The sequence below is a fragment of the Streptomyces sp. NPDC002754 genome (assembly GCF_053592315.1).
The window spans coordinates 267,070-285,459 of the sequence record NZ_JBSFVM010000006.1; the positions used below are offsets into that span (position 1 = coordinate 267,070).

The following is an 18,390-nucleotide window of genomic DNA, read 5'->3' on the forward strand; positions in this document are numbered from 1 at the left end:
GGGAGGAGAGGGTGTCCCTCTGGTCGCGTCTGGTCGCGTCGTAGCCGTACCTGGTCGCGGATCCCGTCGAGTTGTTCGACGGCGCCCCCGCGACCGGTGCGTTGCGCGACGGACACGATCTCCTTGCTGATCTTGTGGTTCATGTACGTGGCATGCCGGTGCTCCTTCTGGCTGCGCCGCGCGAGGCGGCGGGTGGCCGACCGGGTCTGCTTCTTCTGGAGTTCGGCGCGTTTGCGGGCCTGCCACCGTCGGTAGCGGGTCAGGCGCCGGCCCTGGTAGTTGGCGCCGTCGCTGGTGGTCGCCAGGTTCACGATGCCGCGGTCCACCCCGATCCAGTCCACCGGCTCGTGCACGTCCGGATCCGGGATGTCGCAGGTGGCGATCAGGTACCACGTGCCGTGCCGCTGGACCGGATCGCTCTCGCCCTTGCGGAACGACGTCAAGGTCTTCAACTGGTCGGCAGAACCGGTGTACCTGACGTTCTTCATGCGGCCGTCAACCGTCCAGATCGACACCGTGCGGGCGTCGTACTGCCAGGACAGGCACCGGTCGTCGAACGGCTGCGCCGACAGCCCGAACGTCGCCTTCACGTCCGCGTAGAGGACTTTCTGCAGCCGTTGCGGTCCTTCACCTGCACCACCAGCTTCATGGCATCGGACGGTAGTCCGACAGACGAACGCCCGACCAGGACTCCCCCGATGTTCACCCGTCCTGGTGGACCACCTCGGAACTGATTGCGTTTCTCGACTCCGTCGAGCAGCCATGCGACGACTCCGCAGTCAGGTGAAGTAATCGTCCCAGGTCCAGCCGAACTTGGGCTCCACGTCCGCCTTGGCCCATGCCTTCTCGTCGATGACGAGCGACATGGTGTTGGCGCCGACCGGAACCGCGACCTGCTTGCCGCCGGAGACCTGGCCGGCCGTCTCGACGCCGCCGCGGAAGTTCTTCAGGCTCAGATTCCCGGCGTCCACCTGGGACTTGAGGTCGAGCAGAACTCCGCGCTTGTCGTACTTCGCAAGGAAGGCAACGGAGTTGAGGAATGCATCCGGAGGATTTCCACCCGAGGCCGCGTCTGGAACTTCTCCCAGAATGCCTGGTAATCGGTGAATTCCGGTTTTATTTTGATCTTCGGGTTCTTCTTCTCGAAGAGCGCGATCGCCTTCTTGATTTTCACGGCGCGCGGTTCGCCGCCCCACCAGGCGAACCGCAGGGTCGCCGGACCGTCCGCGCTCCCCGCATCCCCTGACCCACCGTCACCACCGCACCCGGCCGAGCGCCGCCACCGACGCCGAGGGCCCCGGAGACTCGATGTCTCCGGGGCCCTCGGTCCGGGTGGGCGATACTGGGTTCGAACCAGTGACCTCTTCGGTGTGAACGAAGCGCTCTCCCACTGAGCTAATCGCCCGGACGCAGGAAGAACATTACCCCATGTCAGGCGGTGCCTGGGACCACGCCCGCGCCCCTCGCGCGCACCACACCGTCACTGCTTGATGTTCCAAGGCATCTCGAGCCCGAACTTCCACAGGTAGACCCCGCCGAGCGCCGCGATGATCACCACGCCGATCGTGGTCAGGATGATGTTCCGCCGCCGCACCTTCGGGTCGAGCGCGCGCTGCGTCGCCTCCGTGACCTTCCGCTTCGTCCAGCGCAGAACCAACTGCGCCCAGACGAACTCGGTCGCCCAGATCGCCATGCCGCCGAAGATCACCAGCCAGCCGGGACCCGGCAGCGGAAGCATGATCACGCCGCCCACCACGACCGCGAGGCCCACGACGAAGACGCCGACCTGCCAGCTCAGGTGCAGTGTCCTCCTGGCCTGGATGAACCCCGGCGCCCGCGACCCGAGCGGCTTCTCGTCCGGCGCCCCGCCGCCGGCACCGGCATCGGCATCGGCATCGGCATCGGAGGCCGTCTCGGGCGCCTCGGGCTGCTTGGCCCCCTTGTCACTCCCCGTATTCATGTGCTCAAACCTACCCGACTCTTTCGCGTCACCGGAATGGGCGTTCTCCCGCAGATAAGACTCGGCCGTACGAGCTACCTAAAGGCGCTCAAAACACTCAGAGGGGTTTACAACGGCACCGTAGGTGGCATGTCGATTTCGCCGACGTGCGAATCCCCGAGCGCACACTGAGCGAAAGGCCCTGGCGCTTATGAACACCACGGTCAGCTGCGAGCTGCACCTGCGCCTCGTTGTGTCGAGCGAGTCTTCACTGCCTGTTCCCGCAGGTCTGCGGTATGCCACGGCCGATCCCTATGCCGTGCACGCCACCTTCCACACCGGAGCCGAGGAGACAGTCGAATGGGTGTTTGCCCGCGATCTCCTCGCCGAAGGCCTTCACCGGCCGACCGGCACAGGAGACGTCCGAGTCTGGCCGTCCCGTAGCCACGGTCAGGGCGTTGTCTGCATCGCCCTGAGCTCCCCCGAGGGTGAGGCTCTGCTCGAGGCCCCGGCGCGGGCCCTCGAGTCGTTCCTCAAGCGAACGGACGCCGCCGTGCCACCCGGCACGGAGCATCGCCATTTCGACCTCGACCAGGAGCTCTCGCACATCCTCGCGGAAAGTTAGCGCCGCGGAACAAGGAGGCCCGCGCCGGCACCCGGTCGGCGTGAGCAGTGCGAGAGCGTGCCGTGCCGTCCACTCGGGGAACGGCACGGCTTCATGGTCGGGACAACCGCATACGGCATACACCGGCGCCGCCGCCGTGGGAGTTTCCATGGCGGCGGCGCAGGTGCGTTCCCAGGGGGTAGCAGGTACTAGGCTCGGGCGGCATTGGTGGGCGGGAGCCCTACTCCAGGCCAGGGAGCGAATCGTGCTGATCACCCACGACACCCGGTGCGCGCTCGACACCGTGGTCGATCTGGTGAACACGACGCCGGACGGCGACGCGGTGGCGGACGGGCTCGCGAGCACGGCCGCGCTGACAGATTTCGTACGAAAGAACGATGTCAGCGATGTCGGCGTGATCACCGAAGATGATCTCCGCTCGGTGCGTGCGGTGCGTGACCGCTTCGCGGCCGTGTTCGCGGCGAGTGACCAGCGGGCGGCGGCGACCGTGATCAACGAGCTGGTCGCGGAGGCGGGCACCACGCCGCGCCTCACGGACCACGACGGCTACGACTGGCACATGCACTACTTCGCGCCCGGCGCCTCCGTCGCCGACCACCTGGCGGCCGACTGCGGGATGGCCCTGGCGTTCTTCGTCGTCGCCGGGGAGCAGGAGCGGCTGCGGCGCTGCGAGGCGCCCGACTGCCGGTTCGCGTTCGTCGACCTGTCCCGCAACCGTTCGCGCCGCTACTGCGACAGCCGTACGTGCGGGAACCGGCTGCACGTCGCGGCCTACCGGGCCCGCCGCAAGGAAGCCGCGGGCTGAATCCGTTCACAGCAGCAGGAGGTCGTGCAGCGCGGCCATCAGGAGCAGGCTGCCGATCACCCCCAGGAAGATCATCAACGGGGGTTGGGAGAGCGCGAAGAGGCAGCCGCGCGGGCTCTCGGTCCGCTTCTCGGTTCGTACGGGAACGGGCGGCGCGGGCTCGATGTGAGGCGCCTGCCCCTGGTCGGCGTCCAGCTGGTCGGGCAGCTGCGGTGTGTCCAGCATCTCGTCGTGATGATGGCGCACTTATCGGGTGACGGGCACTCAACCCACCACTTTCGAGGGGCAGTTCGCGGGAACCCGTGACAGCGGACCGCGTGCGCCTGTTGGCGCCAGATGCCGTGCCGCTTTCCGGCCCGCGCTACCTCAGATGCCGTGCTTCTTGAGGATCGCCTCGATGTCGCTGAAGTCCTCCGCGGGCGCGGCCTTCGCCTGCTTCGGCTGCGCCGCGGGCGTGGGGCGCCGGCCCTCGCCGAGCGAGGGCGCCGACGCCGCCGGGGCGACAGCGGCCTTGCCCTCCTTGCCGGGGCGGCCGGAGCGGCGCCGCTCGACGGCCCGCGTCCCCATGAACATCAGCCAGGCGGCGCCGAGCACGCCGAAGCCTGCCCAGGCGGTCGGACTGAACGCCGTGTCCACGATCCACTCCACCGCGCCCGTCATCACCAGGCCCAGCGGTACGAGCGCGTAGGCGGTGGTGCGGGCGGCCTTGAGGAACCGCTTGCGGAAGGCGAGAACCCCGGCGATGCCCAGGCCCGCCACGGCAACGGCGGAACACACGGTCTCGGCAATCATCCGGTCCTCCCGAGTTCGGACATCGTGGGGCGCTTCCCCCTCCCATCCTGCACCGCCCGGGGGCCCGCGGGCCACGCCCGGGGCCGTCCTCGGCCAGATCTGGGGGACATCTCGGGGTCGCCGCTCCTCCGCAGGTCCAGGTTGGGCCCGGCGGACGCTCCTGGGACACTGGCACCCATGAACGCCCCGAACCCCATCCTTGACGTGTGGTGCGAGCTGCAGTGCCCCGACTGCCGCTCGGCCCTGGACGACCTCCGCGCGCTGCGCGAGCGCTACGGCGACCGCGTCGAGCTGCGCCTGCGGCACTTCCCGCTCGAGAAGCACAAGCACTCCTTCGCCGGCGCGCAGGCCGCCGAGGAGGCGTTCGCGCAGGGCAAGGGGTGGCCGTACGTGGAGGCGGTGCTCGGTCGGGTCGAGGAGTTCGACCGCAAGGGCGAGCAGTTCCTCGTCGAGGTGGCGGGTGAACTCGGCCTGGACGCCGAGGAGTTCGACACCGCGCTCGTCGACGGCCGGCACATCCTGATCGTCGACGCCGACCAGGCCGAGGGCAAGGTCATCGGCGTGACCGGCACGCCCACGTACGAGATCGGCGGGGAGCTCCTGCACGGCGGGAAGAGCCAGGAGGGGCTGCGCGGGCGGATCGAGGAGATCGCGGACCGGCTGCTCGCCGAGGCCGGGCAGGCCTGACGCTCAGAGCAGCTGTTTGTAGAGGTAGTGGCCGGTCGGCTCGTAGCCGAGCGAGTCGTACAGGCGCAGCGCGGTCGCGTTCCCCGCGAAGACGTTGAGGCCGATCCGGGTGGTGCCCGCGGCGATCGAGTCGGCCTCGGCGAGCAGCATCAGGGAGCGTCCGTGGCCGCGCCCCCGGTGCTCGGCCGACACCTCGACGTCGAAGACGAACGCCCCGTCGGGGCGCTGCGCCACCCAGAGCGTTCCGACCCGCTCGCAGTCCTGCTCCAGCACGCCGAGCAGGACGTCCGGGGTGGCGACGCCGTCCGGGAGCAGCGCGGCGTAGTCGTGGTCCGCCTTCTGGTGCGCCTCTTCCTCGGTGGCGCCGCGCTCGACCCAGGAGCGCGCGTACTCGGCCTTGGCGTACACGAGCCACGGCCCGTACTCGGCCTCCGTCATGCGCCGGCCCACGCTGCCTTCGGGGAGGGTCGGCGGCTGTTCGGGCAGGGTCTTCGCCATGTTCCGGTTGCGTTCCACGTAGCCGAGGGCGCTGGCGAGGCGGAGCATGGCCTGTGCGTCGGCGGGGACGGTCAGCTCGATGCGGCGGCAGTTCCAGGAGCGGGCGACCTCCTCGGCGGCGAGCGCTGCGACGGTGCCGCGGCCGCGCCCCCGGTCCTTGTCCTCGATGCTCAGTTCGAGTATCTGGGCGACGGACGGGCCGAAGACCGGGTGCGTGGCGAGGTGCAGGGCGCCCACGGGGCGGCTGTTCACGCATACCGCGTAGCGACGGGAGCGCGCGCCGTCGGGGGTGCGCTGGAGCGGCTCGGTCGGCCGCAGGGTCGTGGTCATCACGGGTGTTGTACCCGCGCGCACCCCCGACGCGACAACGGATTTACGGTCGAGCCGGTTTGCTGCCCGCCCGTCCCGGCCGCTCCGGGTGGGCTGTTGTTCCGGCTGGGGGTTCGGGGGGGGCGCCCCCCGAAAGAAATCAGCACGGGTCGAGCTGGTCTGCTTCCCGCTCGGCCCATACCCGCATCGCCTTCGTGGTGACGGGGCCCGGTGCGTCCGTCAGGTTCCGGTCGTCGATGCGGTGCACGGCCTGGATGTCGCGCAGCGTCGACGTCAGGAACACCTCGTCGGCCTCCGCGAGCACCGAGAGCGGCAGGTCCGTCTCCTTCGCGCCGGTCCACTCGGCGGCGAGGGCGCGCGTGATGCCGGCCAGCGGGCCCGCCGTCAGCGGCGGGGTGTGGATCTCGCCGTCCAGGACGACGAAGACGTTGGAGCCCGTGCCCTCGCACAGCTGCCCCACCGTGTTCGCGAACAGGGCCTCGGAAGCGCCGTGTTCGTGGGCGCGGGCCAGGGCGACGACGTTCTCCGCGTACGAGGTGGTCTTCAGGCCCGCGAGGGCGCCGCGCTCGTTGCGGGTCCACGGCACGGTGATCACGGCGGTGCTGTCGGGGCGCCGCTTGGCCTCGCCGAGGGCGACGACGAGCGTGGCGCCCTGGTCGCCGCGGTCGGAGCTGAGCGGCGAGAAGCCGCCGGTGTAGGTGATGCGCAGGCGGCCCAGCGCCATCGGGTTGGCCTCGAGGACGGCGGCGCAGGCGCGGCGCACCTCGTCGAGGTCGGGCTCGGGCAGGCCGAGCCCGCGGGCCGAGCGGGCGAGTCGGTCGAGGTGGCGGGTGAGCGCGAAGGGCCTGCCTTCGACGGCCTTCACCGTCTCGAAGATGCCGTCGCCCACGGTGAGCCCGTGGTCGAAGACGGAGACGCGCGCCGCCTCGGTGTCCTGCAGCCGGCCGTCGAGCCAGATCTTCACGGGTTCTTGCCTCTCACTGTTCGAGTGCGTACGTTCCCGACGCTACCCCCAGCAGCCGCGCCGCCTTCAGCTCGGTCTCGCGCCACTCCCGCTCCGGGTCGGAGCCCCAGGTGATTCCGGCGCCGGTGCCGAAGCGCAGGAAGTCGCCGTCGGCGCCGCGGTCGATCCAGAACGTGCGGATCCCGACGGCCAGTTCCCCGGTCCCCCGGTCCGCGTCCACCCAGCCGATACCGCCGCAGTACGGGCCGCGCGGCGCCGTCTCCAGGTCGTCGATGATCCGCAGGGCGCTGGACTTCGGGGCGCCGGTGACGGAGCCGGGCGGGAACGCCGCGTCGAGCAGTTCCGGCCAGCCGGCCGCCTCGGGCAGTTCGCCGCGCACGGTGGAGACGAGGTGGACGAGGCCCGGATGCTTCTCGACCACGCACAGTTCGGGCACGGTCACGCTGCCGGTGGCGCAGACGACGCCCAGGTCGTTGCGGACCAGGTCGACGATCATCACGTTCTCGGCGTGGTCCTTGTCGAGGAGGTCCGCCTCGGTGCGCCCGGTCCCCTTGATCGGCCCGGATTCGACGACCCGGCCGTCCCTGCGCAGGAACAGCTCGGGCGAGGCCGTCGCGACCTCCACGCCATGGCCCGGGAGCCGGATCGTGCCCGCGTACGGCGCCGGGTTCCCGCGCGCGAGGAGAGCGGTGAGGGCGTCCACATCCGCGTACGGGGAGATGGGCGCGGACAGCACGCGACAGAGGTTCGCCTGGTAGACCTCGCCGGTCGCTATGTGCGCGCGGATGCGCCGCACGCCGTCCGTGTACGCGGCGTGGTCGAGCGACGACGTCCAGTCCATAGGTGCAGGTCCGGGCCATGCGCCGGGGCGCGGGGCGGGCACGGCTTCCTCGCGCACGTTGCCGAAGCGGGCGCAGACGAGGCGCCCCTCGAAATCGGCGCAGACCGCCCAGAAGCCGGCGCCGTCGAGGGCCGCGGGATCGCTGGTGACGTCGCGCAGGTCGGTCGCGACGAGCCCGCCGAAGCGGGCCAGAGCAGGGAGGTCGTGCACACCTTCGAGTCTATGGCTGATGCCGACCGGCCCATCTGAGCAGGACCTTCGCCGATCGCACCGCAGCACGCTGCGCAAACGCGTTTTGGACCTCCCCCAGGAATCCGCTAGAGTTCAACACGTCGCCGGGACGCGGAAGCCGACCGGAATGACACGCGAACGTAGCTCAGTTGGTAGAGCGCAACCTTGCCAAGGTTGAGGTCGCCGGTTCGAACCCGGTCGTTCGCTCAGGATGTGGGGGATCTTCCCGAACCCCTACGCTCCTGGTGGAGTGGCCGAGAGGCGAGGCAACGGCCTGCAAAGCCGTCTACACGGGTTCAAATCCCGTCTCCACCTCCAAGCGCGATTAGCTCAGCGGGAGAGCGCTTCCCTGACACGGAAGAGGTCACTGGTTCAATCCCAGTATCGCGCACTGAGGCCGCAAGGCTTCCTTCCCGGACGATTAGCTCAGCGGGAGAGCGCTTCCCTGACACGGAAGAGGTCACTGGTTCAATCCCAGTATCGTCCACTGCCCCCTGTGGGTTCCCGCGCGATTAGCTCAGCGGGAGAGCGCTTCCCTGACACGGAAGAGGTCACTGGTTCAATCCCAGTATCGCGCACCAGCAAGAAGCCCCCGGTCCTCGTGGCCGGGGGCTTCTTCGTGCCGGGCGGCTCCTCAGGAGGAAAACAGCATCCGGCCGAAGCCACGGTTGTGGTGGCCGTGGTGGCCGCCATGGTGACCGCCGTGGTGCGGGGCTCCCCAGGCCGGGGCCGCGGGGGCCGGGTAGCCCTGTGGGGCGGGCGGGGGCGGTGGCGCCTGCTGCTGCCACTGCGACTCCATGCGAGTCAGCGACTCCAGCTCGCCGTAGTCCAGGAATATCCCGCGGCACCCGCTGCACTGCTCGATCTGGACGCCATTGCGGTTGTACGTGTGCATCGGTGCGTGACACTTCGGGCACTGCATGCTCGGCTCAACTCCTTGCCGTTCGGTGCTGCTTCGCCGGAACGCTTCCCGGCTTCGGTCCCCCGCACCCTACTTGGCCGGTACGTCCTCGAACTGCGGTGGCACCGATGCCATTCGGGCGCAGGCGTCGACGACCGACTCCTCCACCTCGTCGAGCGTGCGGCCCGCGTCGGCGGCCTTCGCGACGGCGAGCGCGGCGGTCTGCACGGCCAGGGCGCGGGCCGGAACGTCCAGGGCGGGCCAGGGGTCGGGGACGCTCAGTTCCTTTGCGCCGCCTGTGCGTTGGTACGCGCCGAGGAAGCGGGTCCAGTCCTCGCCGGACAGCAGACCGCAGGCGAACCAGGCGGCGGGGCGGGCCAAGTCCCAGGCGGGGTCGCCGATTCCGAGGTCGTCGACGTCGATCAGCGTCCACGCGGCAGGGTCGGCGGAGGCTGCGGGGTGGCGGACCAGCTGGCCGAGGTGCAGATCTCCGTGGCAGAGGGCGCTCGCGTGCGCGTACGGGGCTTCGGCGCGGGCCCAGGGCGGCAGCGTTCGCCAGGCGTCGAGGATCGGGCGCCCGGCCGGGTGGGCGGGAGCCGATGCATGGAGGCGGGCCACGGCGCGCGCCGCCTTGAGCGGGCCGCGCATGGGCGGGAGCGCGGGCGGCAGTTCGTGCGCGGGCGTGCGGTGCAGGCGGGCGAGGAGGGCACCCACGGCTTCCCAGGGGGCGTGCTCCGGGTGGTCCGGGTCCACGGGGGTGCCGTGCGGCCAGAACGTTACGAGCCGGTCGTCCAGGGATGCCGCCGTCGGGCGCAGTGGGTGCAGCAGTACGCCGGCCAGGGCGGGGTGTGCGGCCACGGCCAGGCGCAGGTTCAGCTCGGCCGGGTCGGTGTCGGGGGCGTGCGCCTTGGCGACGGTGTCGCCGTGCCGGACCACCGTGGCGTCGGGGCGGTCGGCGAGGGTCGTGGCGCCACAGACGCAGGCGATCCCCGACGGATGGGCCGCGCCCCGGGCCTCGGCCCTGAGCGCGGGAACGATGAGCGTGGTCACGGCGGCAGCCTACGGGTGCGGCAGGCACAAGATTACGGGTGCGGCAGGCACAAAATAATGCTGCGCGCAGCTCCCCAGCTGCGCGCAGCATTTGTGCCGTCCGCCGCACCCCCGTCCCCACGGGGTTTCATGGTCGGATGTCCCCGCCCGGACCGCTCATCCGGGCCTGGGAGCGCCGCTCAGCGCCCCAGCATCACACCCACGGACGACGCCTGTGTGACCATCGCGTCCCAGCCGCCGAATACGACGACGAGAAGGGCCGCGAGAGGGAGAACCATGGCCGCGGCCACCAGCGGATGCCGGCGGTCGGTCGCGGGGCCACCGAAAAGGCCCGCCCTGCGGGCCGCTGTGCGGAACGCTGTCGTCCGCGGTGCTGTGTCCGCCATGGTCCTCTCCCGGTCGAAATCTTGAGTTCTTGCGTCGGTCTTCAGTTCTTGCGTCTTGGCAAGCGGCGGGTACCTGACCTCGGGGGACGAGTGCCGTACCCGCCGCTTGACCTCAAATCTATGAGTACCGGGCGCCCGAGACGTCATGCCCTCGTACCGATTGCCGGGCCTCCCCGAGGATGACCACCTGCGACCGGCGTACTCCCCTGGGTGGAGACGAAGGCCCGACGACCTACTCGGCCTCGGGGTCATCCCCCAGGGGGCGGCCGATCCGGGCCTCGCGCTCGGCGGGCTCCTCGCGCGGGACCGGGTGTTCCACCAGGGCCAACACCCTGGTGGCCATGAAGCGCGCGGTGCGCACCACGGATCCGGATCGGGTGACTTCGCTCACTTCCACCACCCCTCTGCGCACCGCCGTCTCCACCCTTCGGCCCGCCCGGCCCGCCGTCACCTCGTACGTACGCGTCGTGTCCCCGGCATCCACGACTATCTCGACCCGGTCACCCTTCATGCGTCCAATCCCCCTTCAGCGCCGCCCTGTTGGATCGCGGGCCCGCGACAAGCCGCCCCGCTCCCGCGCCCCCTGACCACTCTTCAAGTTTCGCACCGGGCACTGACAATCGAATCGGCGGCGAGGGCGCGGCCTTTGCGCGCCGCCGTGCGCGAAAACGTAAGCTGTGGCTCGTCAGACGGACCGGGCAGCAGCGGGGATGAACATGGCGATGATGCGCCTCAGGCGCGAGGACCCGCGCGTCGTCGGCTCGTTCAGGCTTCACAGACGCCTCGGGGCCGGCGGGATGGGCGTGGTCTACCTCGGGTCCGACCGGCGCGGCCAGCGGGTCGCGCTCAAGGTGATCAGGCCTGATCTGGCGGAGGACCAGGAGTTCCGCTCGCGGTTCGCGCGCGAGGTGTCCGCCGCGCGGCGGATCCGCGGCGGCTGCACCGCCCGGCTCGTCGCGGCCGATCTGGAGGCGGAGCGCCCGTGGTTCGCGACGCAGTACGTGCCGGGTCCCTCGCTGCACGACAAGGTGGCCGAGGAGGGTCCGCTGGCCGCATCGGACGTGGCGGCCGTCGGCGCCGCGCTGTCCGAGGGGCTCGTCGCCGTCCATGAGGCCGGGGTCGTGCACCGTGACCTCAAGCCGTCCAACATTCTGCTGTCCCCGAAGGGGCCGCGGATCATCGACTTCGGTATCGCGTGGGCGACCGGCGCCTCGACGCTGACCCATGTCGGCACCGCCGTCGGCTCCCCCGGCTTCCTCGCGCCCGAGCAGGTGCGGGGCGCCGCCGTGACGCCAGCGACCGATGTGTTCGCCCTGGGGGCCACGCTCGCGTACTCGGCCATGGGTGACTCGCCCTTCGGGCACGGCAGTTCCGAGGTCATGCTCTACCGCGTGGTCCACGAGGAGGCGCAGCTGGCCGGGGTGCCGGACGCGCTCTCCCCGCTGCTGCGCGCGTGCCTCGCGAAGGACCCGGAGGAGCGGCCCAGCACGCTGCAACTGTCGCTGCGGCTCAAGGAGATCGCGGCCCGTGAGGCGCAGGGCATCGTCGCGGAGCCGCGCCCGCCCGCGCCGCGCACCGCCGAGCAGGACCGGCCGACGGGGCGCATCGCCGACGCACACGCCTCGTACGAGGGGCAGCGCACCCAGCGGCGTACGCAGCCGGGGACTCCGACGTCGCGCCCCAGCAACGGCAGGAGCAACGGGTCGGGGCCCGCCCGGAACACCAACAGCCGGTCGGGCAGCAACAGCAGGCCGGGGCCGCGCAGTGGTGCGGGACGCCCGGCGCCGCGGACGAACGGCACGGGTTCGGGCAAGAAGCTGCGGCCCGCGAATCCGCGGCTGCTGCGGCAGCGGCTCTTCGTGTTCGTCGTCGTGACGCTGCTCGTGGCGCTGGCGATCGCGGCGGCGCAGGGCTGCCAGGGGCCGACGCGCGGCCTCGGTGACAGCCACGTAAAGAAGACGACGTCCGCTTCCGCGCGGGCGCTGCCGCTTCCGGGGAGCCCCTCGGAGTCCTAGAGGAGCTCTAGAGCTCCGGGCGGCCCGTCGCCACCGCGTAGAACGCGACGGCGGCCGCCGCGCCGACGTTGAGCGAGTCGACTCCGTGGGCCATCGGGATGCGGACCCATTCGTCCGCCGCCATCAGGGCCTTGGTCGAGAGTCCGTCGCCCTCCGCGCCGAGCATCAGCGCGACGCGTTCCATGCGGTGCGGTGCCACCTCGTCGAGGGACTTGGCCTGTTCGGCCGGGGTCAGCGCGAGGAGTTCGAAACCGGCGTCGCGGACCGTCTCCAGGGACTTCGGCCAGGCTTCCAGGCGCGCGTACGGCACGGCGAAGACCGCGCCCATGGAGACCTTCACGGAGCGGCGGTAGAGCGGGTCGGCGCAGTCGGGCGAGAGCAGGACCGCGTCGATACCGAGGGCGGCGGCGCTTCGGAAGATGGCGCCGATGTTGGTGTGGTCGTTGACCGACTCCATGACGACCACGCGCCGGGCGGTGGCGAGGAGTTCGTCGGCCGTCGGCAGCGGTTTGCGCTGCATGGAGGCGAGGGCGCCGCGGTGCACGTGGTAGCCGGTGACCTGCTCGGCGAGGTCGGGGGCGACCGCGTAGACCGGGGCGGGGACCTCGTCGATGACGTCGCGCATGACGTCGACCCACTTCGCGGACAGCAGCATCGAGCGCATCTCGTACCCGGCGAGCTTGGCGCGCCGGATGACCTTCTCGCCCTCGGCGATGAACAGGCCCTCGGCCGGTTCGCGTTTGCGACGCAGTTCTACGTCGGTCAGGCCCGTGTAGTCGGACAGGCGCGGGTCGTCGGGGTCATCGATGGTGATGAGCCCTCGGGATTCAGCTTCAGCCACGGGTCGATACTGCCTTGTTCTTGGTGTGGTGCCAACGGTGCGGAGCGGGTTGTGTTACCGCTGGTTACTTATCGGGGCCCTCTCGCACCACGTCACCGATCACGATGACGGCCGGCGGCCTGACCCCTTCGGAGACGACCGTTTCGCCGACCGTCGCGAGGGTGGCGTCGACGCGGCGCTGGGCCGCCGTCGTCCCTTCCTGGACGAGCGCGACGGGCGTCTCGGGGCTCTTGCCGTACGAGACGAGGGCCTCGGCGATCTTTGCGATCTTGTCGACTCCCATGAGGATCACGAGGGTGCCGGTCAGTCTCGCCATCGCCTCCCAGTCGACCAGGGAGCGCTCGTCGTCCGGCGCCACGTGGCCGCTGACGACGGTGAACTCGTGGGCGACGCCGCGGTGCGTGACCGGGATGCCGACGGCGCCGGGGACGCTGATGGAGCTGGAGATGCCGGGGACGACCGTGACCGGGATGCCCTCGGCGGCGAGCGCCTGGGCCTCCTCCATGCCGCGGCCGAAGACGAACGGGTCGCCGCCCTTGAGCCGGACCACGGCCTTGCCCTGCTTGGCGTGGTCGATGAGCGCCTGATTGATGGCCTCCTGGACCATCTGGCGGCCGTACGGGATCTTCGCGGCGTCGATCACCTCGACGTGCGGCGGGAGTTCGTCGAGGAGGTCGCGCGGGCCGAGCCGGTCGGCGATCACGACGTCGGCCTCGGCGAGGAGGCGGCGGCCGCGCACCGTGATCAGGTCCGGGTCGCCGGGGCCGCCGCCGACGAGGGCCACGCCGGGCTTGTGCTCGCGCTGGACGGCGACGGTGCCGTCGTGGAGGGCCTCGACGATGGCATCGCGGATCGCGGCGGTGCGGCGGGGGTCGCGGTCCGCGGCGGTGGTCGTCAGGACGGCCACGGTCACGCCGTCCGCGCGGCCCGTCGCCGGGGTCCAGGCGGTCGCCTCGTCCGCGTCGTCGGAGCGTACGCACCAGGTGCGGGTGCGCTCCGCTTCGGCGGAGGCGTCGTCGTTCGTCTGCCGGTCGCTGGTGGCCACCAGGGCGTACCAGGTGTCGGCGAGGTCGCCCGGCTCGTAGCGGCGCTCGACCCAGGTCAGTTCGCCGGCGGTCGCCATCGCCTCGACCGACGGGGTCGCGGAGGGGGAGATCAGCGTGATGTCCGCGCCCGCGGCGATCAGGGCGGGGAGCCTGCGCTGGGCTACCTGGCCGCCGCCGAGGACGACGACTCGGCGGCCGGTCAGACGGAGCCCTACGGGGTAGGCGGGGTGGTCGGCGGCGGGCATGCGGTGTCCTCTGGCGTGCGGGTGTTGTTTGTGAGCGTACGTCGTGGGCGTGACCGGCAGGTTTCTTCCCCACCCCGCCCCTTCCCGAAAGTCCTGCCGGACGGGCCTCCTCAATCGCCGGAGGGGCTGAAAATTCAGCCCCTCCGGCGATTGAGGAGTTTCAGGAAGGGGTGGGGTGGGGGCTACTTCTCTGTTACGCCCGCCGAGTCGAAGGTCGCGACCTCGTGCATGGCCCGAGCCGCGCTCTGGACGATCGGGAGGGCCAGGAGGGCTCCCGTGCCCTCGCCGAGGCGAAGGTCCAGGTCGACGAGCGGGCGCAGGCCCAGCTTGTTCAGGGCCGCTACGTGGCCGGGCTCGGCGCTGCGGTGCCCCGCGATGCAGGCCGCGAGGACCTCGGGCGCGACAGCGCGGGCGACCAGGGCGGCCGCACCTGCGCTGACACCGTCCAGGATGACCGGCGTGCGCAGGGAGGCGCCGCCGAGGAGGAGACCCACCATCGCCGCGTGCTCCAGGCCACCGACCGCCGAGAGGACACCGATCGGGTCGGCCGGGTCGGGCTTGTGCACGTCGAGGGCGCGGCGCACGACCTCGACCTTGCGGGCGTGTGTCTCGTCGTTGATGCCGGTGCCACGACCGGTCACCTCGGCCGGGTCGACCTCGGTGTAGACGGAGATCAGGGCGGCGGACGCGGTGGTGTTCGCGATGCCCATCTCGCCGGTGAGCAGCGCCTTGTTGCCGGCCGCCACGAGGTCGCGGGCCGTCTCGATGCCGACCTCGATGGCCTCCTTGACCTCTTCGCGGGTCAGGGCGGGGCCCGTCGTCATGTCGGCGGTGCCTGCGCGGACCTTGCGGGGCAACAGGCCAGGGGTGGCGGGGAGTTCGCCGGCCACGCCGACGTCGATGACGCAGACCTCGGCGCCGACCTGGTTCGCGAACGCGTTGCAGACCGCGCCGCCGCCCAGGAAGTTCGCGACCATCTGGCCGGTGACCTCCTGCGGCCAGGGGGTGACGCCCTGGGCGTGCACGCCGTGATCCCCGGCGAAGATCGCTACGGCGGCGGGCTCCGGGATCGGCGGCGGGCACACGCGGGACAGGCCGGACAGCTGGGCGGAGATGATCTCCAGCATGCCGAGCGCGCCCGGGGGCTTCGTCATCCGCTTCTGCCGCTCCCACGCCTCACCGAGCGCCTTGGCGTCCAGCGGGCGGATGTTGGAGACGGTCTCCGCGAGCAGGTCGTGCGGCTCCTCGCCGGGCAGGGCGCGGCGGCCGTACGTCTCCTCGTGCACGACCCACGACAGCGGGCGGCGCTTGGACCAGCCGGCCTGCATCAGCTCCGGCTCGGCCGGGAACTCGTCGACGTAGCCGACGCAGAGGTACGCGACGACTTCGAGGTGCTCCGGGAGGCCGAGGGAGCGGACCATCTCGCGCTCGTCGAAGAAGCTGACCCAGCCGACGCCGAGGCCCTCGGCGCGGGCCGCGAGCCAGAGGTTCTCGACGGCGAGCGCGGAGGAGTACGGGGCCATCTGCGGCTGCGTGTGGCGGCCGAGGGTGTGGCGGCCGCCGCGGGTCGGGTCGGCGGTGACGACGATGTTCACCGGGGTGTCGAGGATGGCCTCGATCTTCAGTTCCTTGAACTGCTTCGCGCGGCCCTTGGGCAGGGACTTGGCGTACGCGTCCTTCTGGCGTACGGCCAGTTCGTGCATGGCGCGGCGGGTGTCCGCGGAGCGGATCACGACGAAGTCCCAGGGCTGCGAGTGGCCCACGGACGGCGCGGTGTGGGCCGCCTCCAGGACGCGGAGCAGTACCTCGTGCGGGATCGGGTCGTTGCGGAAGCCGTTGCGGATGTCGCGGCGCTCGCGCATCACGCGCAGCACGGCCTCGCGCTCGGCGTCGTCGTAGCCGGGAGCGGCGGGGTTCGCCTCGCCGCTCTCGGCCTCCGACGTCAGGTGTTCGGGCTCGCCCGTCAGCTCGGCGGGCGTGACGGTCTGCTCCGCGGGGTCCTCGGTGTCGGCGAGCGCGCCGGAGTCGCCGTCCCGCGGGGCGGGAACGCTTGCGGTGCCCTCCGGGGGGATCTCGGCGGACTCGGGGCCCGGGGAGCCCCACTCCGTGACGTGCTCGGGGGCGACTGCCTCGTCACCCGCGGGCGCCTGCTCTGCGGACTGCTGGTTGGCCATGGCGTACGGGTCCTGCGGGTCGGTGACGGCGTGGGCGGCGACCTGGTCACCGGGGGCGGATTGCCGACCACCGGTAACGATTCGGCGGTCACCGGTGGCGATTCCGCGGTCACCGGTGGCGATTCCGCGGTCACCGGTGACGGATTGCTGGTCGGCTGCGGCCTGCTGGTCGGGCAGGGGGTGGTGGCCGGATGGCACGGCTTGGTGATCGGCCGCCACGGCTTGGTGGTCGGCGACGGCTTGGTGATCGGCCGCCACCGCCTGGTGGTCGGCGACGGCTTGGTGATCGGCCGCCACCGCCTGGTGGCCGGACGAGACCTGCTGGTCGTCAACGGCCTGCCACCCGGTAGCGGTGTGTTCGGCGGGCTGGGGTTCGGCCATGCCGTGCGGACCCTGCGGGTCGGCCACGACGTGGTGGTCGCCTGCGGTTTCCTGGTCGGCCACACCTTGCCCGTCGCCTACGACTTGCTGACCGGTAGCGGCCTGCGAGTCGGCCACACTTTGCGCGTCGCCAACAACCTGCTGACCGGCAGCGACCTGCGAGTCGGCCGCGACGCGAGGGTCGCCCACTGCCTCCTGGTCGGCGACGACCTGCGAGTCGGCCACACCTTGCGCGCCGCCAACAACCTGCTGACCGGCAGCGACCTGCGAGTCGGCCGCGACGCGAGGGTCGCCCGCTGCCTCCTGGTCGGCGACGACCTGCGAGTCGGCCACACCTTGCCCGTCGCCAACAACCTGCTGATCGGCAGCGGCCTGCGGATCGGCCACGACGTGGTGGTCGTCAACAACTTGCCGGCCGCCGGTGGCCTGCTGACCGGGTACGCCCTGCTGGTCCGCAGCGCCCTGACCAGTGGTCGCGCCCTCCTGCTCGGCAGCGGCAGCCTGCTGCACCGCAGCGTTCTGCTGATCGTTGCCGGGCTCCGTGTGGGGGGCCTGCTGCACGGCCACGGGCTCGTGGTCGGCGCCGGTCTGCCCGTCAGGGGCGTCCTGCGGCCCCACGGCACCCGGCTGGTCGGCCCCGGCGTCCTGCTCCTCCGGGAGCGGGGGGACCACCATCGCCTGCGGCGGGGTCGGCGCCAGGTGCGGGGTCGTGGGGACGATGCCGTCCACCGGGATGAACTGGCCGAGTGTCTGGTCCGCGGCGGGCTGCTGGGCATAGCCGTACGACGCGTAGTCCGACGGCTGCGGGTAGCTGTGGCCGCCCTGGCCCTGATCGTGCGCGGCGTACGCGCCGACCTGAGCGAACTCCTGGGCGTGCGCGGGCGTTTCCGGCTGCGCGTACTGCGGAGCGACCGTTTCTGCGGCCGCCGGCGGCTGCTGCTGCGCCTGGGCCGGCTGCCACGGGGCCGCGCCCTGCGGCGGAATGTCCAGGTACTCCGGTCCCGTGGTGGGCGGGCCCGACTGGCGGGCCGGCATCGGGGTCTGCTGGGCGGGGCCGCGGTCGGCGAGCGAGCGGACGGGGCTGCCGTTGGTGTCGGGGACAGCAGGACCCATGTGCAGCGGACGCCGGGGCTGGGCCGGGGCGTACTGCTGGCCCTGCCCCTGGCTGTGGCCCTGGTCCGCCGACTGCGCCTGCGGCTGGCCCCAGGCCCCCTGCGAACCGGGCATCAGGAGGATCTCGTCCTCCTCGGCCGTGGCGTCCGCGGGGTCGAGGTAGGTGTACGCGCCGGGTGCGGGAACGCCCGGCGGCTCCGCCGTGCCTGCATCCTCCGGCAGCCCTTCGCCCGGAACTTGACCGGTGTCGGTCATGCCTACCCCTCGCCCATCGAATGAGAACTTCCTGGCCGCCCCCGGCCGTCCGCCGGAACTGCGAGCAGCTTCACGATCCACTGTTTCGCTGTCCGGGGGCGACGCGTCGACCGCCCGTCAACAAGAACGAGCGTGCGCGCCGCGCGGCACGAACCGCTCCGGACAACAGGCATTGTCCCGGTCGGACCGCGGCCACGGAACGTAGTTCGACCATGGCCTTCTGTGGACTGCGCCACGTTGCGCGTCCTCCGGTCGCTGCCGTACCACACGC

General features: G+C 71.4%; 17 protein-coding genes, 6 tRNA genes and 2 pseudogenes. 9 read left to right on the plus strand and 16 right to left on the minus strand.

The genetic code is table 11. The features are described from left to right. Positions 1–155: 155 nt before the first annotated feature. From ACWD2L_RS16775 to ACWD2L_RS16790, 4 genes and pseudogenes are all read right to left on the minus strand, one after another. Positions 156–764, minus strand: a pseudogene (locus tag ACWD2L_RS16775) (transposase); the annotation flags it as partial. A gap of 21 nt (positions 765–785) precedes the next feature. After that, positions 786–1,210 (minus strand): annotated as a pseudogene (locus ACWD2L_RS16780) (extracellular solute-binding protein); the annotation flags it as partial. Between the two features lie 123 nt (positions 1,211–1,333). Further along, positions 1,334–1,405: transfer RNA gene (locus ACWD2L_RS16785), tRNA-Val, on the minus strand. A 75-nt stretch (positions 1,406–1,480) separates the two neighbouring features. Next, positions 1,481–1,960, minus strand: coding sequence for a TIGR02611 family protein (locus ACWD2L_RS16790; RefSeq protein ID WP_351341264.1), 480 nt, complete (start codon positions 1,958–1,960; stop codon positions 1,481–1,483). A gap of 190 nt (positions 1,961–2,150) precedes the next feature. Here ACWD2L_RS16790 and ACWD2L_RS16795 point away from each other — a divergent pair, with 190 nt between their 5' ends. Together ACWD2L_RS16795 and ACWD2L_RS16800 are read left to right on the plus strand one after the other, a co-directional pair. Further along, positions 2,151–2,564, plus strand: a complete 414-nt coding sequence (locus ACWD2L_RS16795; protein ID WP_257850025.1) for an SsgA family sporulation/cell division regulator — start codon at positions 2,151–2,153, stop codon at positions 2,562–2,564. Positions 2,565–2,808: 244 nt separating this feature from the next. Then, entirely contained in the window at positions 2,809–3,369 is a 561-nt protein-coding gene (locus tag ACWD2L_RS16800; protein WP_351341267.1) for a CGNR zinc finger domain-containing protein, read from the plus strand. A 6-nt stretch (positions 3,370–3,375) separates the two neighbouring features. Here ACWD2L_RS16800 and ACWD2L_RS16805 read toward each other — a convergent pair whose 3' ends face one another. Beyond that, the gene (locus ACWD2L_RS16805; protein ID WP_351341269.1) at positions 3,376–3,594 is read right to left on the minus strand and encodes a hypothetical protein; all 219 of its coding nucleotides are present in this window, start codon (positions 3,592–3,594) and stop codon (positions 3,376–3,378) included. 141 nt (positions 3,595–3,735) lie between these two features. After that, a complete protein-coding gene (locus ACWD2L_RS16810; RefSeq protein WP_351341271.1) occupies positions 3,736–4,161 on the minus strand; it encodes a hypothetical protein in 426 nt (141 codons plus the stop codon). A 177-nt stretch (positions 4,162–4,338) separates the two neighbouring features. Here ACWD2L_RS16810 and ACWD2L_RS16815 point away from each other — a divergent pair, with 177 nt between their 5' ends. Next, complete coding sequence (locus ACWD2L_RS16815; RefSeq protein WP_351341274.1) at positions 4,339–4,848, plus strand: DsbA family protein; 510 nt, start codon at positions 4,339–4,341, stop codon at positions 4,846–4,848. A 3-nt stretch (positions 4,849–4,851) separates the two neighbouring features. Here the strand turns inward: ACWD2L_RS16815 and ACWD2L_RS16820 are convergent, their stop codons facing one another. The 3 genes from ACWD2L_RS16820 to ACWD2L_RS16830 all read right to left on the minus strand — a co-directional run bounded on the left by ACWD2L_RS16820 (position 4,852) and on the right by ACWD2L_RS16830 (position 7,691). Next, positions 4,852–5,676, minus strand: a complete 825-nt coding sequence (locus ACWD2L_RS16820) for a GNAT family N-acetyltransferase (RefSeq protein ID WP_351341276.1) — start codon at positions 5,674–5,676, stop codon at positions 4,852–4,854. A gap of 139 nt (positions 5,677–5,815) precedes the next feature. Then, positions 5,816–6,640, minus strand: a complete 825-nt coding sequence (locus ACWD2L_RS16825; RefSeq protein ID WP_351341278.1) for an aminotransferase class IV — start codon at positions 6,638–6,640, stop codon at positions 5,816–5,818. A gap of 13 nt (positions 6,641–6,653) precedes the next feature. Then, on the minus strand, positions 6,654–7,691 hold the full coding sequence (locus tag ACWD2L_RS16830) for a chorismate-binding protein (protein ID WP_351341281.1): 1,038 nt from the start codon (positions 7,689–7,691) through the stop codon (positions 6,654–6,656). Between the two features lie 155 nt (positions 7,692–7,846). Here ACWD2L_RS16830 and ACWD2L_RS16835 point away from each other — a divergent pair. From ACWD2L_RS16835 to ACWD2L_RS16855, 5 genes are all read left to right on the plus strand, one after another. Continuing rightward, positions 7,847–7,919, plus strand: a tRNA-Gly gene (locus ACWD2L_RS16835). Positions 7,920–7,956: 37 nt separating this feature from the next. Next, positions 7,957–8,030 (plus strand) — tRNA-Cys (locus ACWD2L_RS16840). 1 nt (position 8,031) lies between these two features. Further along, a tRNA-Val gene (locus ACWD2L_RS16845) sits at positions 8,032–8,103 on the plus strand. A 24-nt stretch (positions 8,104–8,127) separates the two neighbouring features. Then, positions 8,128–8,199 (plus strand) — tRNA-Val (locus tag ACWD2L_RS16850). 19 nt (positions 8,200–8,218) lie between these two features. Next, positions 8,219–8,293 (plus strand) — tRNA-Val (locus ACWD2L_RS16855). 53 nt (positions 8,294–8,346) lie between these two features. Here the strand turns inward: ACWD2L_RS16855 and ACWD2L_RS16860 are convergent. The 4 genes from ACWD2L_RS16860 to ACWD2L_RS16875 form a co-directional block, all read right to left on the minus strand. Next, the gene (locus ACWD2L_RS16860) at positions 8,347–8,634 is read right to left on the minus strand and encodes a TFIIB-type zinc ribbon-containing protein (protein ID WP_351341284.1); all 288 of its coding nucleotides are present in this window, start codon (positions 8,632–8,634) and stop codon (positions 8,347–8,349) included. A 69-nt stretch (positions 8,635–8,703) separates the two neighbouring features. Next, positions 8,704–9,663: an aminoglycoside phosphotransferase family protein gene (locus ACWD2L_RS16865; protein WP_351341287.1), complete on the minus strand. Its 960-nt coding sequence runs from the start codon at positions 9,661–9,663 to the stop codon at positions 8,704–8,706. Positions 9,664–9,842: 179 nt separating this feature from the next. Continuing rightward, positions 9,843–10,049: a hypothetical protein gene (locus ACWD2L_RS16870; protein ID WP_351341290.1), complete on the minus strand. Its 207-nt coding sequence runs from the start codon at positions 10,047–10,049 to the stop codon at positions 9,843–9,845. A 232-nt stretch (positions 10,050–10,281) separates the two neighbouring features. Then, positions 10,282–10,560, minus strand: coding sequence for a hypothetical protein (locus tag ACWD2L_RS16875; protein ID WP_351341292.1), 279 nt, complete (start codon positions 10,558–10,560; stop codon positions 10,282–10,284). 199 nt (positions 10,561–10,759) lie between these two features. Here ACWD2L_RS16875 and ACWD2L_RS16880 point away from each other — a divergent pair, with 199 nt between their 5' ends. Beyond that, a complete protein-coding gene (locus ACWD2L_RS16880; protein ID WP_351341307.1) occupies positions 10,760–12,064 on the plus strand; it encodes a serine/threonine-protein kinase in 1,305 nt (434 codons plus the stop codon). Positions 12,065–12,071: 7 nt separating this feature from the next. Here ACWD2L_RS16880 and ACWD2L_RS16885 read toward each other — a convergent pair whose 3' ends face one another. The 3 genes from ACWD2L_RS16885 to cobT all read right to left on the minus strand — a co-directional run bounded on the left by ACWD2L_RS16885 (position 12,072) and on the right by cobT (position 18,119). Beyond that, complete coding sequence (locus tag ACWD2L_RS16885; protein ID WP_351341294.1) at positions 12,072–12,905, minus strand: TrmH family RNA methyltransferase; 834 nt, start codon at positions 12,903–12,905, stop codon at positions 12,072–12,074. Positions 12,906–12,969: 64 nt separating this feature from the next. Beyond that, on the minus strand, positions 12,970–14,196 hold the full coding sequence (cobA, locus tag ACWD2L_RS16890) for a uroporphyrinogen-III C-methyltransferase (RefSeq protein WP_351341297.1): 1,227 nt from the start codon (positions 14,194–14,196) through the stop codon (positions 12,970–12,972). A 182-nt stretch (positions 14,197–14,378) separates the two neighbouring features. Beyond that, complete coding sequence (cobT, locus tag ACWD2L_RS16895; RefSeq protein ID WP_451189965.1) at positions 14,379–18,119, minus strand: nicotinate-nucleotide--dimethylbenzimidazole phosphoribosyltransferase; 3,741 nt, start codon at positions 18,117–18,119, stop codon at positions 14,379–14,381. Positions 18,120–18,390: the final 271 nt, after the last annotated feature.

Excerpts from the sequence above, each read along its gene's own strand:
- ACWD2L_RS16880 (WP_351341307.1), top strand. The coding sequence starts at position 10,760 with ATGAACATGGCGATGATGCGCCTCAGGCGCGAGGACCCGCGCGTCGTC.
- ACWD2L_RS16860 (WP_351341284.1), bottom strand. The coding sequence starts at position 8,634 with ATGCAGTGCCCGAAGTGTCACGCACCGATGCACACGTACAACCGCAAT.
- ACWD2L_RS16875 (WP_351341292.1), bottom strand. The coding sequence starts at position 10,560 with ATGAAGGGTGACCGGGTCGAGATAGTCGTGGATGCCGGGGACACGACG.
- ACWD2L_RS16820 (WP_351341276.1), bottom strand. The coding sequence starts at position 5,676 with ATGACCACGACCCTGCGGCCGACCGAGCCGCTCCAGCGCACCCCCGAC.
- cobA (WP_351341297.1), bottom strand. The coding sequence starts at position 14,196 with ATGCCCGCCGCCGACCACCCCGCCTACCCCGTAGGGCTCCGTCTGACC.
- ACWD2L_RS16790 (WP_351341264.1), bottom strand. The coding sequence starts at position 1,960 with ATGAATACGGGGAGTGACAAGGGGGCCAAGCAGCCCGAGGCGCCCGAG.
- ACWD2L_RS16815 (WP_351341274.1), top strand. The coding sequence starts at position 4,339 with ATGAACGCCCCGAACCCCATCCTTGACGTGTGGTGCGAGCTGCAGTGC.
- ACWD2L_RS16870 (WP_351341290.1), bottom strand. The coding sequence starts at position 10,049 with ATGGCGGACACAGCACCGCGGACGACAGCGTTCCGCACAGCGGCCCGC.
- ACWD2L_RS16795 (WP_257850025.1), top strand. The coding sequence starts at position 2,151 with ATGAACACCACGGTCAGCTGCGAGCTGCACCTGCGCCTCGTTGTGTCG.
- ACWD2L_RS16810 (WP_351341271.1), bottom strand. The coding sequence starts at position 4,161 with ATGATTGCCGAGACCGTGTGTTCCGCCGTTGCCGTGGCGGGCCTGGGC.
- cobT (WP_451189965.1), bottom strand. The coding sequence starts at position 18,119 with ATGACCGACACCGGTCAAGTTCCGGGCGAAGGGCTGCCGGAGGATGCA.
- ACWD2L_RS16805 (WP_351341269.1), bottom strand. The coding sequence starts at position 3,594 with ATGCTGGACACACCGCAGCTGCCCGACCAGCTGGACGCCGACCAGGGG.